The sequence below is a fragment of the Pedobacter sp. JCM 36344 genome (assembly GCF_046546555.1).
Taxonomy (GTDB): domain Bacteria; phylum Bacteroidota; class Bacteroidia; order Sphingobacteriales; family Sphingobacteriaceae; genus Pedobacter.
Map to the genome: position 1 here is coordinate 130,177 of NZ_JBKHKK010000011.1, position 14,330 is coordinate 144,506.

The following is a 14,330-nucleotide window of genomic DNA, read 5'->3' on the forward strand; positions in this document are numbered from 1 at the left end:
TAGGTACTTCTACCACTTTTTACCACATCCTACCACAAAAAGTTTTCCACATATTATATTCTTACCACTAGCCCCCATTTTGACCCATCAAAGGCTTAAAACAGGGTGATAAAAAGACAGGCGTTTCGGAATACCGAAACGCCTGTCTTATAAATCCTACATCAATGCTAATCGTTAATTGCCTTAACTCCAGGCAATTCCTTGCCTTCCATGTATTCAAGCAATGCGCCACCACCGGTAGATACATAACTTACTTTATCTTCTAAATTAAATTTCGCTATTGCTGCTGCCGAGTCTCCACCACCAATTAAAGAGAACGCATTATTGTCTTGTGTAGCGGCCACAACTGCCTCTGCAATTGCACGCGTTCCTTGCTCGAAATTAGCCATTTCAAACACCCCCATCGGACCATTCCAAAGCAAGGTTTTTGACTCCTTGATCACCTTTGAAAACAATTCGATAGATTTCGGACCTATGTCAAGGCCCATCCAGTCTGCCGGAATCTTTCCAGTGTCGACCGTATCTTTTTGAGCATCATTGTCGAACTTATCGGCGATCACTGTATCCAGTGGAAGTAACAAGTTCACCCCCTTAGCTTTGGCTTTCTCCAGGAGCTCCAGGCAAAGTGCCATTCTATCTTCTTCCAATAATGAAGTACCTATTTCGCCGCCTTGCGCTTTTGCGAAAGTGTAAGCCATTCCGCCACCGATGATAATGTTATCCACTTTATCTAACAAACTTTCGATCAATAAAATCTTATCAGAAACCTTTGCACCACCCATGATGGCAGTAAAAGGCTTTTCAGCACCGTGGTTTACTTTTTCGGCATTCTTAAGCTCCTCAGCCATTAGGTAACCGAAGTATTTTTCATTAGGAAAGAATTCTGCCACGATAGCTGTAGAAGCATGCGGACGGTGAGCAGTACCAAAGGCATCGTTCACATAGACATCACCCAGTTTAGCCAATTTACTGGCGAAGTCTTTATCCCCTTTTTCTTCCTCTTTGTAGAAGCGAAGGTTTTCTAAAAGCAATACTTCACCTGTAGCAAGCGCTTTAGCAGCCGTTTCCGCTTCCTCACCAATACAATCTGCGACGAATTTCACTTCCAGATCCAACATTCTCGAAAGATCAGCTAAGATGTGTTTCAAAGAATACTTGTCTTCCGGACCGCCTTTTGGTCGGCCGAGGTGGGACATTAAAACAACTGATCCACCATCTTTAAGGATTTTATTGATGGTAGGCAATGCTGCGCGCATGCGTTTATCATCGGTAACGTTAAAGTCCTTATCCAGGGGTACATTAAAATCCACTCTGATGAGGGCTTTTTTATCTTTGAAATTACAATCGTCTACTGTCTTCATTATTTTAAAGTAAAAAGGTTATGTTAAGGGTTTGATCATGTTAAAGTGCGGCCCTATCCCGGGGATGTCGAACTCATCGGAAATGACTTCGAAGCCTAATTTTTTATAAAAGCCCACAGCAATTTTGCGGGCATTGCACCAAATATAAGAAGCATTCTGAGAACTGAGCTCGTTGACTGCAAATTTTATAATGGCTGCACCCTGGCCTTTTCCGGTATGATCCGAGTGAGTGGCCATGCCTCTAAGACGGACACCTCCTACTACATCATCGGGATAATCTTCCCAGAAAAAGGTAGCAATGGAAGTGATTTCATCGCCGTTACAGAAACCAAGATGAAAACCATCTTCGATGTCATCGGTTGGTAAAATACATTTTTCCAGTTTTAGACCATTTCTCAGCACCTTACTTCTAAGGGGCAGTGTTTGCATTGGGGTAATGTACTTAACCATTATGAATGTCAATCATTTGTACAAGATCGGCCAGTCTTGCGGAGTAGCCGGATTCATTATCATACCAGCCTACTACCTTGACCATATCACCTACGATAGAGGTTAGCTGTGCATCAAATATACAAGAATGTGGGTTATCTAAAATATCTACAGAGACGATTGGATCTTCTGTGTATTCGAGGATATTGCTCATCTCCCCATGGGCAGCCTTTTTAAAAGCAGCATTAATGGCTTCGATAGAAGTTTCAGCCTTAAGGAGACAGGTGAAATCCGTTAGGGAACCATTGAGAACCGGAACTCTGATGCCTGCTCCACCCAGTTTATTTTCCAGCTGAGGAAAGATGCGGGTAATGGCTTTGGCGGCACCTGTACTAGTAGGGATAATAGAAGCTGAAGCAGCTCTGGCCCTACGAAGGTCTTTATGAGGGGCATCATGCAGGTTCTGATCACCCGTCATGGAATGCACAGTTGTAATATATCCTTCAAGCACGCCCCAGTTATCGTTCAGGATCTTCACCATTGGCGCGACATTATTGGTGGTACAGGAAGCATTAGAAAGAATTGGCGACTTAAGATCGATCTCCGCATTATTAACTCCGAGTACTACTATTGGTACATCCTTATCAGGAGAAGGCGCAGAAATGATGACCTGCTTTGCACCCGCCTGGAGATGAAGTCCGGCGGCTTCTTTTGTGATGTACTTGCCGGTAGATTCAATGACTAGATCGATGTTCAATTCTTTCCATGGCAATGCTGCAGGACTGGGTTCACTAAGTAAGCGGATGGCCATACCGTTAATGAAGAGCTGATCATTTGCGAGGGAAACTGAGCCTTTAAAACCGCGATGAACCGTGTCATATTTAAACAGGTGAGCTAAAGTAGCGGGATCACCGAGGTCGTTTATGGCGACAACATTGATGTTTCGTTCCAGAGCGGTGCGTAAGAAGATGCGGCCGATCCTGCCAAAACCATTTATTGCGACGTTCATTATTTTTATATTCAAGTTTTGTTGCAGGCAAAAGTACCGATAAATGAGAGACTATCTTCTATTCAATGTATCGATAAATAAGACGTCAGAAAATTTGTAATTAGCGAATAATCGACGGCCTCGATAGTAACTTAAAGCCGTATTGCTAAAAATGCACAACAAAGTTAACACAATACTACTGGTGAAAACATCCGCATTTTGTACAAGGATTACCAAACTAACAGTAATAGTGGTAAATACAACCAAAATCTGGACTACCTGAAAATCGCTAATACCTAAATCTCTCAACCTATGATGAATATGATTTCTATCTCCAACAAGTAGCGGCTTTCCATGCAGACTTCTAATAAAAAGAATTCTTAATACATCAAAAATCGGGACTATTAACAAAGCAATTATGATCAATACTGGCGATGAAAAGGGAGACTCATTACTATTTATACTTAAGCTAATGAATCGTAAACAGATAGCACCTGTTGTTAACCCTATGAGCATAGCACCTGAATCACCCATAAAAACCTTGCCTGGAATTAAGTTATAAATCAAAAATCCAGTAGTGGAGCCTGCGATGACAAATGCAGATATCGCGAATTCATCGTCACCCAAGCTTACCAAGCAACTACCTAAGAACAAATTAACCAGAACTCCCAAAATTCCTGCTAGACCATTTATACCATCTATGAAATTGAATGCATTTACAATGACCAATAACGAGCAAGCTAATAAAACGAACCCCATAAGCTTACATAAACTGGGCACATCTATTAAGCACAAATAAATGTCAAGATCCAGATTGCTAAAAATTACTAAAACCAAAGCTGCTAAAAGCTGAATGATAAATTTCTCCGATGGGGCTGCACCTCCGAGCAAATCGTCTTTTAAACCGAGGAGAAACATGATTGAAGAGGAGGCAATCAATGCATGGAGATCAATATTATTAAAATCTGCATATACCTGCATGATTAAGAAATACCCAAAGAAAATTGATATCCCCCCCATTCTGGAAACAAGTTCTACATGTGTTTTCCTGTAGAGATCTTGAACATCGAATAATTTCAGTTTAAGTGAAAAACTTATAATCCAGGGGATAACCGAGGCACTAAGAACCCCACTAATAAGGTACGCAAATATTACGTTAACCATGAACTACAAGTTGCCGGATTTTTCTCAATCTTTTTATTAGTACTAAAGCCACACAAAACCTAAATTGGTTCGACTTTAATATTCGATAATCGTACTTTATTCCACGAAGGACCTTCAACAACGAACCATTACTCATACCCCCCATTCTCATGGAAATAAGAACCTCATTCTTGAAAACAGTTTTTACACGATTTGTATATAAAAATCTGATAATCAAATCATAGTCTGCACAAGGTCCAAATTTTAATGAATAATATCCATATGATGAGAATAAGTGACGACTTAGGAATAAAGCGGTATGAGCCGGCATCCACCCATTGCGAAAATCTACAATATTATAATTTGCATCCCTCCATCTACGGACAACCACATTCCTAGCTGACCGTTTTACGTAGTTTACATTTCCATAAGCTGCTTCGCAGAGGTTTGACTTAAAACAAGTAACGATATCCTCCAAAACATTTACACCAGAGTATTCATCATCTGCATTTAAAATTCCAATTATACTCCCAGTGGACAATTTAATCCCCTTATTTAAGGCATCATAATAACCAAGATCAGTCTCTGAAACCAATATAGTGCGATCGTTACGCATTTCTTCAATAACTTGTAAAGTACCATCAGATGATCCACCATCGACTATAATATGCTCGATATTGGGATAAGTCTGAGAGCGAATTGAGCCCAAACAATGCCCTATAAATTCCTTACAATTAAAAACCACAGTAATCACGCTAATAATCATATAAATTAATATATTTGCCTTTCAATGATATCAAAAATATTTAATAATAACTAATATTAATTAATAATAGAATATTGAAAGATATGAGAAATGTATATAAAAGTTGACAATTCTCTCTTGAGCTTACCAGCATTTTGACATCCGAAGTACTACAGTTATACAATACAATGCATGAATTACAACTTACGCTCCTCACCAATCAATTATTTCAAACTTCTGAAAGTTGTTATAAGTAGGTGGTACTGGTTACTTATAGCGCTTTCATTTGGATTAGTTTCTTGCTATCTATACCTCATTTTCACACCTAAAGAATATAAATCATCTGCATCACTTAAGTACGAGGACAAAAAATCTGAAATCAGTGAATTGCTTAGTGTAAGAAATCTCTACGACAGGACCAATAAAGTAGAGTCAGAGAAGAGTATAATACTTTCAAGAAAGGTTTTGTCTGCCGCTATCTTGGCTCTGGATTACCAAGTGATCTTTTTTGAGAAGGTGAATTTCAGTCTAATAGCAGTTTATCCAAGAAAACCAATAAACGTCGTGTTTCTTAATAAAAACACCTCAGCCACGGTTAAACATAGATTTAAATATAGTCAGGTCGATAAAAAGCAATTTGAACTTTGTTTGAAAACTGAAAACATTGATTTTTGCAAAATCTATAATTACAACCAACCTATCAGCGTTTTAGAATTTGTTATAACTATAAACGATCACCTCTGGAATGAGGCTAGTTCACCGGTTTTTTTTAAGATTGCAGACCCCAATGAACTCATCGAAACTATTCAAAGAGGAGTTAAAATCGATGACTCTCAAAATACCAACATATTAAAAATTAAGTATATAGGCACCAATTCAGCATTTTGTGCCGACATTCTTAACGCCATACTCGATGAGTATCTCAAATTCGATGTCAAACAAAAAGAGAACACATTAGCTCAGACTTCTAAATTTTTGAATCTACTTCTCGCGGAAATCTCAAGTAAAGTAGAGATCTCCGGTTCAGCACTACAGTCTTTTAAAGAAACAAATAACCTATCCAACACTAATTCTTTAGCCGCCGAAAATCATTTGATCCTGGAAAAAATCGGAACGGAAAAACACCTTCTTGACGTAGATTCAAAAGTACTAAGATTTGTATCGAGCCGAATAACCGAAAACCCTTTAAAAGGTATTTCAACATATAACTTACAAGGGTTAACCGATCCACAGTTGCAAGGACTCGTTGAGAAGTATCAGCAACTTAATTTAACGCTACGGGAAAAGCTGAAGGTATATACATCAGATTCAGATCCTGTACAATTTCTAGACAGTCAGATCAAAGATCTTCAAAGTTCAATTGTGAAAAGCCTCTCTGAACATCTAAATCTCAACTTACAACGAACAATCTTCCTTGTCAGATTAGCAGATAGTATAAAAACTGTACTCAAAACAATACCGAAAATTGAGAACGCAGCCAACTCACTTGCATCCAGCTTCGGACTAGACCAAAAGGTGCAAGAATTTTTAGCTCACAAAAAACTCGAAACTCAAATCGTAAACGCCGCGATTACTCCTATCGCCACTATCCTCGACAGAGCCAGCTATCCTATAGAGCCCATCGGGCCAATCACTTTATCATGTTACCTCGTAGCTACAATGTTCAGCATTTTAGGGGGAACCTTTGCAATCATTACCATACATCTTTACAACCCATTTATTTATACTAAGGAACACATTGAAGAACTGACAGCCATACCAATATTAGGTGTGGTAAACAAATCGTATAATCAACCCCAGTCTAGGGACAACCAAATCGTCCTGCAAGATTTCCCAAGATCGTCATTTGGCGAATCAATTCGATTTATCAGAAGCAATCTTAATTTTATTGCGCCCGATAAAGGAAAAGTAATATGCATCACTTCAGCGGTATCTGGAGAAGGGAAATCATTTTTATCAATAAACCTTGCCTATTCATTGACCCTAATTCAAAAAAACGTAATTTTAATTGCGGGTGATTTGCGGAAGTCAACCCTCCACGCTTCTTTTAATCTTCCAAATTCAAACGGATTAAGCAAATATCTAAGTGGCCAAACTGACCTAAAATCTATATGCGCCAAAACATATATATCAAATCTTGATATAATCACTGCTGGGCCCACACCTCCAAACCCATCGGAGTTACTCCAAAGTCACATGATGAACTGCCTGATAAAAGAATTGAGATTATTTTACGATGTGATATTGATTGACTCTGCACCGATTGGATTGGTGTCTGACATCAAGCCAGTTATGAAACTTGCAGATGTCAACCTATTTATAGTAAGATGCGGTGTATCTAAACCTAGCTACACGCAAACTGCTGAGCGATTGAAAGAGGAGCTTAACCTTGCAAGTATTGCCATCGTACTTAATGATTTCAAATCTGACAATTTTCACAATCATTATTATAAGGACAGCCGATAGCACCCAAAAATTGATCATTAACTCATAGAATTTAAAGGACAGAACAATGCAGCCCAAGACAAGAATATTATTTTTAACACTTGACGGATTCAGTAATGTAGGTGGAATCCAGAGCGTATGTAAAAACATGGCCTTTACTTTAAACTCGTTACATATTGGATCAGAAATAACAGAGTTTTCAAATCTTTCACTTTATGATGACATATCAAATGATGCCTATATAAGACCTAATAGTTTTTATGGTTATAAAGGAAATAAATACTCCTTTGTTACAAATGCATTAAAAAAAGGAATCTTTTGCGATATCATAATAATTAGCCATATAAACTTGCTTTTGATAGCCCTTATAATAAAGTTATTAAACAGGAAATCTAGAATTGTGATGCTGGCCCATGGTACAGAAATTTGGAGAACTATCCCAGCTTGGAAAACAGGTTTCATGAAACTTGCTGTAAGTATTTGGGCGGTAAGTACACATACTAAAAGCATTTTAGTTACAAAACATAAGATTAAACCAGAAAGTATTGTTGTTTTAAACAACTGTCTTGACCCCTTCCACAAGATTGCAAAAAGCATGATTAAACCTGAAGAGTTGCTTACACGTCACGGTTTATCTTGTTCGCAGCCAATCCTGATCAGTGTTTGCCGAATATCTCGATATGATAGGGATAAAGGCTACGATCTTATTCTAAAGGCATTACCAGAAATACTGAATGAGTTTCCAAACATTCACTACTTTATGATCGGTCGCATCGAACCTTCCGAGTCAAAACGGATTAGTTACTTAATAGATAAACTAGCGATCAAGAACTGTGTCACTATTTTGGGACATGTGCCAGATTTAGATTTAGCCAAGTATTACCTATTAGCTGATATTTTCGTGCTGCCAAGTACAAAAGAAGGTTTTGGAATGGTGTTCATCGAAGCCGCCAGCTTTGGTTGCATCGTTATATCGGGAAATCAGGATGGGAGTAACGAGGCCCTGATGAAAGGAGCGCTGGGGATTTCAGTTGATCCAACTTCTGCTTGTTTGGCCCTGCAAATAGCAAAATCTCTGAGGATTAATCGAAATCCAAGATCGAGAAGAAGAATAGAGCGCAAATGCGTAAAACATTTTAGCCAGTCCAAATACGAAATCAAGATTCAGGAACTGTTAAAATGAGAAAACAGGAATGGTTGATAAGGCCGCAGGAGCCTATATTTAATTTAAAACTCAAAGAACTGCTACAGTTTCGCTATCTACTCTCCCAATTAGTCTACAGGGACTTAATAGCATCTTACAAGCAAACCATCTTGGGGCCCGCCTGGCTCATAGTACACCCACTAGTTACCACATTCGTTTTTACTTTAGTTTTCGGAAGAATAGTAAAAATACCTACGGAAGGCTTACCACAACCTCTATTTTATTTGAGTGGAATTATTTGCTGGAATTACTTCTCAGAATGCCTAATCAGGACCTCAACAGTTTTTAAAGATAATGCGAACATCTTTGGAAAAGTATACTTCCCAAGGATAATTGTTCCAATTAGTTTGTCCTTATCAATGTTTTTTCGGCTTCTTATTCACATATCCCTTTTGTTTATAGTAATGCTGACCTATCAGGATCAACAATATAGCTTCAGCTTCTTCAGAATGATAACAATTCTTCCTGTGATAATAATATTGATGGCTTTAATGGGTGTTGGTTTGGGGCTGATAGTCGCCTGCCTTACGATTAAGTACAAAGATTTAAACTTTGTAGTCGTGTTTAGTCTGCAATTAACTATGTACACGACAACTGTAATTTTCCCCCTCAGTTCTGCCCCTAAAAACATCGTGCCCTTGATACAGGCAAACCCCATGACGACAAGTATAGAAGCTTTTCGATATGCAGTATTTAATACTGGAAACTTCGGATTCGTCTCTTCGACATACAGCATAATCTGTGGCATTCTATTATTTAGCATTGGCTTCATAGCCTTCAACAGGATGGAAAAAACATTTGTAGATTCTATATAATGGCTGAAATAGTTTTAAAAGTAAATGATGTTTCGAAATACTACAATATTTCCAATTCCGGAAGCATTAGCAGAGACCTAAGTAACTGGATGTCTTCAAAAAAGCAAGCAAGGCCTAACGGCAAACTATGGGCTCTTCAAAATATCGACTTTGAGTTAAGAAAAGGAGATCGGCTAGCGGTCACTGGCGACAATGGTGCCGGCAAGAGCACATTACTAAAAATTCTCAGCAGAATTACTACGCCCAGTTCGGGAACTATCCATGGTAAAGGGAAAATTACGAGTATGCTAGAAGTAGGGATAGGATTCCATCCAGAGTTGAGCGGCATCGAAAACATTTATCTAAATGGAGCAATGCTGGGAATGACTAAACGGGATATAAAATCAAAAGTTGAGGAAATAGTCGATTTCGCTCAAGTCACAAACCAAATTAATAATCCAGTTAAGCGATACTCATCTGGGATGTACATGCGGCTTGCTTTCGCTACTGCCGCGCACCTCCAATCTGACACGATGATTATGGACGAAGTGCTGGCTGTTGGAGATCAAAATTTTAAGAAAAAATGCATCAGAAAACTAAATGATTTGAGCAAGGACTTCGGCAAAACAATAATACTAGTAAGCCATGACAAGGAAAATCTAAGTTCACTTTGCAATAAGGAAATTAAGTTAATTAAAGGCATGATGGAATGAACTATAAAACCAAAATCATCTCATTAGTTTACATGCCTTGCCTACTGTCCCTGATATTTACATTCGACCCAACAATATCTTTTTTTATAGCCTGGTTCGGATCGTTCTATATTTTTTACATTACTATTTTTTCATCGCTAGCACCTTTACGCACTTCTAAGAATGGCACTGTTCCAGTGATGAAACCAATTATCTTAATTCAAATCATTTTTGCAGGCTTTATGTGCTGCACATCTATTTTTTACTTTTTAGAACATTCCGATGGAGAGGTAAATTTAATTAGCTACTGCCAGCGGCTATCACTACTCGCACATTCGTCTATGGTTTCTGGAATGATCTTGACAATTCGGTCAGAAAAAAAAGTGAATAAAGTCACTTTTAACCCAAGCCTAAACTTAATTCTCAGCATTTGTCTGATAAGCTACTTAAGCGCTAAAAGTCTCAACTATTTAGCTCCCCTTATTCAATTCAAATATCCTTTACAAGTGCTATCCATCACCTCTGCTGTCTATCTATTTGTAAAAGCAGCAGCAGCCAAACACTTCATACACATCCTAGTTGGGTTAAGCATTTTTGGCATTCACTTTATCGAATCAACATTGACGGGTTTTAAAGAAGGGGTAATTGTACAAATACTAACCCTTGCCTTTGTTGCCTTTCACTATTACCGGAAAGTTGTACTAATAACTACATTTCCAATTCTCCTATTCTCCTTATATGTACTACCCACGTATACAACCATTATGAGAGCAGAATCCTGGAAAAATGGGAAGTCAATGTCTTCAGCTCGATTGCAAGCCTACGAAACATTTTTTAACGATGAAAGTGAATACTTAATAATAGAAAATAATTGGATGTTTTTAACCAACAGATTCAGCGAGATTGGAATGTTCGTCAAGTACATTAAACATACACCAGATCACCGGGATTTTATTGGCCTCGAGATTTTAGGTAACGTATTAGACTCACTAATTCCAAGATTTCTTTGGGTAAATAAACCAATAACAGAAGATGTTGCCATGCGACGCGTTTACGATGCAGGAGTAGCTAATAGATCTTCGGAAGTTTCTGCCAAAACAAGGCCAGTTGTTGATGGCTATTTAATAGCTGGTGCCACGGGTGTTTTCCTTGTTATGCTGGGCTATGGGATGATCACGCAAATAATATCAAACACCGCGGAAAAACTTTTTGGTGGATACGAACTGGGAGGGATTTTGATATTCAATAGCTTATTCCAACAGCTTTGGAGGGGAAACACATTCGAATTTTTAATCAACAATGTCATCTACGGATTTTTGTTAATGTTGATTATTTACGCAATGATGAACGTAATGAATGTTTTTTCAGTAATCACCCAGAATGAAAATAATACAAATTAGTCCTGCTTACAAACCTGCATACGTGTATGGTGGCCCAACTGTTTCAGTAGCATTGCTTTGCGAATCATTAGTAAAGTTAAATCTAGACCTACGCGTCTTCACCACTACGGCAAATGGAGAACTCGACTTTGAATCTGACGAAACACCTAACCTGGTAGACAAAGTAAGCGTGAAATACTTCAAAAGACTATGGGGAGGGAAGATGCATTTATCTGTAAGCTTACTCAAGGAGCTTCTATATTCAACTTCTTCAAAGGATGTTTACCATATTCATTCATGGTGGAATGCAACTGCTGTCTTATCAGCTTTAGTCGGTGTGATCCGAGGTAATAGAATAATATTATCACCTAGAGGTATGCTTACCCCATATTCCGTAACCAATGGACGATCGTGGTTTAAGAAAATGTTTCAAGCAATAATTGGCAGATGGATATTAAACCAATGCTACTTACACGTTACCACAGAAAAAGAGAAAACAGACGTATTGAATTTCGTTAGCCATAAAAGAATAACTATCATACCTAATCTGGCTAGAGAGCCCAGTTCGATGAGTCTAAGAAACATGACGCAAAATGAAAAGTCATCTGTCTTAAGGCTGCTCTTTTTATCAAGGATAGAAAAGAAAAAAGGCATCGAGTTACTTCTTGAAGCGCTAAGCCGGACTAACTTTCTCTGGCACCTGACAATTGCGGGTACTGGTGATAAGCAATATGTCAAATATCTGCAATTAGAAGTAAAACGACTCAAACTACAAGAAAGCATTAGTTGGATAGGATTCGTAGATGCTGACGATAAAATAGGGGTATTTTTAAAGCACGATCTCTTGGTGCTATTCTCTCACAACGAAAACTTTGCGAACGTAGTTGTTGAAAGTCTATCATCTGGATTACCAGTGGTCATTTCAAGTGGTGTAGGCCTAGCGAGTTTTGTCCTTGAGCACAATCTGGGATGGGTTTCAGAAAATGAACCAACTTCTCTTGTTACCATACTTGAGCTTGCTGCTTCAGACTCAAGAAAAAGAGAACTGATCAACAAAAATGCCCCAGAACTGATCAAAAAGTACTTTAATGAACAGGAGCTCTCTGAAAAATATTTAAAACTGTACATGAGTTATGAACGTTAATTTCTCTTTCATTATCCTAACCCTCAACGAGGAAATACATCTGGACAGACTACTGGATTCGATTGCCGGACTAAATGCCAAAACATTTGTTTTAGATTCAGGAAGTACAGATAAAACTCTACAAATCTGTGAGGTCAGAAAAATTGAAGTACAGCACAATGATTTTCTCAATCATCCAACACAATGGGATGTTGCCCTTCGTAATTTTAAAGTTACAACGCCATGGACGATTGGTTTAGATGCAGATCAAGTTTTAAGCGCGGAACTCTATAAGTTACTTTATGAATTTACACCGTCCGACTACACCAACATAGATGGAATCTATTTTAACAGAAAGAATTATTTTCAAAATCAATGGATTAAGCATGGTGGCTATTACCCCATGTATTTATTGAAAATGTTTAAAACTGATCTGGGCTTTTCAGATCTATCTGAAAATATGGATCATAGATTTCAAGTTCCAGGAAAGACCATGAAATGGAAGGATGGTCATATTATTGAAGAAAACCTGAAAGAAAACAACATTAACTTCTGGATCAGAAAACACAATATCTACAGCGATTTGATCGCCGACGAGGAACATTCACAAATCCGACAAACTTTAAAAATAACCGGTTATAATGGCATCTTTGGAATGCCTAATCAACGTAAAATCTGGAAAAAGCAGCTTTGGCAAAGGTTGCCACTTTATCTTAGATCATGCCTATATTTCTTCTATAGATTAATTATTCAAAGGGGAATTCTCGACGGAAAAAAAGGTATTTTATTCCACTTTTTACAGGGCTTTTGGTTCAGGGTAATCGTAGATATGAAAATTGAAGAACGAAGGGGTGCGGATCGTCCTACCCGCTCATTGTATAGATTGATAGCAACTAAATTCGTCCTGAAATTTGTATTTTTGTTTTTATTTTTCTACTACATCAATATTACGTTCATCTCCCTCTCGAGCCCTGGAGGATTTCACATAACTTTCGTTGAAAGACACTTAAATTATATTCAAACTTTAAGAACCGGCTATATTTCAGTTACTGCATTTATTCTTGAAAACATGGGATTCAGCGTCAGAAGTTCCTCAATGAGATTGACTGTAATAAACCATTCGGGCTTCAGACTTGTTTATTCCTGTCTTGGATATGGTTTGATGAGTTGCTTTAGCGCATTTGCACTTACTATTCCAAAACCTTTCAAATCTAGATACCTATTTTTAGTACTTGGGATTATTTTGATACTAATGCTTAATATTTGCAGACTCCTGCTAGTAGCAATATATAATAAACCGAGCCTAAATATAATGAATCTTGACCATCACGACATTTTTAACTTCTTGACATATGCCACGATTCTAATATTTTCCTATATATACCTAAGCTTTTTAAAACATGACAAATAACAACTTAACTACTAAGTTGTCGAAGGAATTTGATACAGGTAATTTTAAAGTAGGAGCGTCATATACCAAAGTTCTTTGTTGGTACATAGTCAATTTAGTCTTTTTCAGATCAGGGATCATGCCATTAAGCAATGTCCTCGTATGGTTGCTTAGGATTTTTGGATCAAACATAGGCCACGATGTTAGGATAAAACCACATATACAAATTAAGTATCCCTGGAAACTAACAGTGGGCAATTATTCTTGGCTAGGTAGTTGTATTATTGAAAATCTCGATCAGGTGACTATAGGCAATCACGTATGCATCTCTCAAGGAGCAATGCTATTAACAGGTAATCATAATTACAATCTGCAAACTTTCGATCTAATCACTGGTCAGATAATTCTGGAAGACGGAGTTTGGATTTGCGCGAACAGCATAATATGTCCTGGTGTTACTGCTGAATCTCAGTCAGTTCTTTGTGTCGGTTCAGTGGCAAACAAAAGCCTTGAGGCAAATTGCATCTATCAGGGAAACCCATCACAGCTAGTTAAAAAGAGAAAGATAATCATCTTACCTGTGAGTACCGGAACCGCGTGCTAAAACTGTCTGTAAACAAGAATACCCTGCAGATTA

General features: G+C 38.0%; 13 protein-coding genes. 8 read left to right on the top strand and 5 right to left on the bottom strand.

Annotated features, from left to right (window positions below; translation table 11 throughout):
• Nucleotides 1-167 precede the first annotated feature (167 nt).
• Genes ACHFIZ_RS12400 through ACHFIZ_RS12420 form a run of 5 tightly spaced genes read right to left on the bottom strand, consistent with a single transcriptional unit; the run spans nucleotide 168 to nucleotide 4,687 of the window.
• Nucleotides 168-1,361 carry a phosphoglycerate kinase gene (locus tag ACHFIZ_RS12400; protein WP_410886275.1) on the bottom strand — a complete coding sequence of 398 codons (1,194 nt, stop codon included), beginning with the start codon at nucleotides 1,359-1,361 and terminating at the stop codon, nucleotides 168-170.
• An 18-nt stretch (nucleotides 1,362-1,379) separates the two neighbouring features.
• Nucleotides 1,380-1,790 (bottom strand): GNAT family N-acetyltransferase, encoded by a 411-nt coding sequence (locus tag ACHFIZ_RS12405; RefSeq protein WP_410886277.1) that lies wholly within the window; start codon nucleotides 1,788-1,790, stop codon nucleotides 1,380-1,382.
• A 13-nt stretch (nucleotides 1,791-1,803) separates the two neighbouring features.
• On the bottom strand, nucleotides 1,804-2,799 hold the full coding sequence (gap, locus tag ACHFIZ_RS12410; protein ID WP_410886279.1) for a type I glyceraldehyde-3-phosphate dehydrogenase: 996 nt from the start codon (nucleotides 2,797-2,799) through the stop codon (nucleotides 1,804-1,806).
• A gap of 51 nt (nucleotides 2,800-2,850) precedes the next feature.
• Nucleotides 2,851-3,942, bottom strand: coding sequence for a glycosyltransferase family 4 protein (locus ACHFIZ_RS12415; RefSeq protein ID WP_410886281.1), 1,092 nt, complete (start codon nucleotides 3,940-3,942; stop codon nucleotides 2,851-2,853).
• The gene (locus tag ACHFIZ_RS12420) at nucleotides 3,935-4,687 is read right to left on the bottom strand and encodes a glycosyltransferase family 2 protein (protein WP_410886283.1); all 753 of its coding nucleotides are present in this window, start codon (nucleotides 4,685-4,687) and stop codon (nucleotides 3,935-3,937) included. The genes ACHFIZ_RS12415 and ACHFIZ_RS12420 overlap by 8 nt, the downstream gene beginning before the upstream one ends.
• A 171-nt stretch (nucleotides 4,688-4,858) precedes the next feature.
• Here ACHFIZ_RS12420 and ACHFIZ_RS12425 point away from each other — a divergent pair, with 171 nt between their 5' ends.
• From ACHFIZ_RS12425 to ACHFIZ_RS12460, 8 genes are read left to right on the top strand one after another with little or no spacing between them, the layout of a single operon-like run.
• Entirely contained in the window at nucleotides 4,859-7,132 is a 2,274-nt protein-coding gene (locus ACHFIZ_RS12425) for a GumC family protein (protein ID WP_410886285.1), read from the top strand.
• Nucleotides 7,133-7,178: 46 nt separating this feature from the next.
• Complete coding sequence (locus tag ACHFIZ_RS12430) at nucleotides 7,179-8,294, top strand: glycosyltransferase family 4 protein (protein WP_410886287.1); 1,116 nt, start codon at nucleotides 7,179-7,181, stop codon at nucleotides 8,292-8,294.
• Nucleotides 8,291-9,130: an ABC transporter permease gene (locus ACHFIZ_RS12435; protein ID WP_410886289.1), complete on the top strand. Its 840-nt coding sequence runs from the start codon at nucleotides 8,291-8,293 to the stop codon at nucleotides 9,128-9,130. The genes ACHFIZ_RS12430 and ACHFIZ_RS12435 overlap by 4 nt, the downstream gene beginning before the upstream one ends.
• A complete protein-coding gene (locus ACHFIZ_RS12440) occupies nucleotides 9,130-9,822 on the top strand; it encodes an ABC transporter ATP-binding protein (RefSeq protein ID WP_410886291.1) in 693 nt (230 codons plus the stop codon). The genes ACHFIZ_RS12435 and ACHFIZ_RS12440 overlap by 1 nt, the downstream gene beginning before the upstream one ends.
• Nucleotides 9,819-11,201: an exosortase Y-associated Wzy-like protein gene (locus ACHFIZ_RS12445; protein ID WP_410886293.1), complete on the top strand. Its 1,383-nt coding sequence runs from the start codon at nucleotides 9,819-9,821 to the stop codon at nucleotides 11,199-11,201. The genes ACHFIZ_RS12440 and ACHFIZ_RS12445 overlap by 4 nt, the downstream gene beginning before the upstream one ends.
• Nucleotides 11,182-12,324 carry an XrtY-associated glycosyltransferase XYAG1 gene (locus ACHFIZ_RS12450; RefSeq protein ID WP_410886295.1) on the top strand — a complete coding sequence of 381 codons (1,143 nt, stop codon included), beginning with the start codon at nucleotides 11,182-11,184 and terminating at the stop codon, nucleotides 12,322-12,324. The genes ACHFIZ_RS12445 and ACHFIZ_RS12450 overlap by 20 nt, the downstream gene beginning before the upstream one ends.
• Nucleotides 12,314-13,714 (top strand): glycosyltransferase, encoded by a 1,401-nt coding sequence (locus tag ACHFIZ_RS12455; protein WP_410886297.1) that lies wholly within the window; start codon nucleotides 12,314-12,316, stop codon nucleotides 13,712-13,714. Before ACHFIZ_RS12450 ends, ACHFIZ_RS12455 begins: the two co-directional genes overlap by 11 nt.
• The gene (locus ACHFIZ_RS12460) at nucleotides 13,704-14,297 is read left to right on the top strand and encodes a WcaF family extracellular polysaccharide biosynthesis acetyltransferase (RefSeq protein WP_410886299.1); all 594 of its coding nucleotides are present in this window, start codon (nucleotides 13,704-13,706) and stop codon (nucleotides 14,295-14,297) included. The genes ACHFIZ_RS12455 and ACHFIZ_RS12460 overlap by 11 nt, the downstream gene beginning before the upstream one ends.
• Nucleotides 14,298-14,330 lie beyond the last annotated feature (33 nt).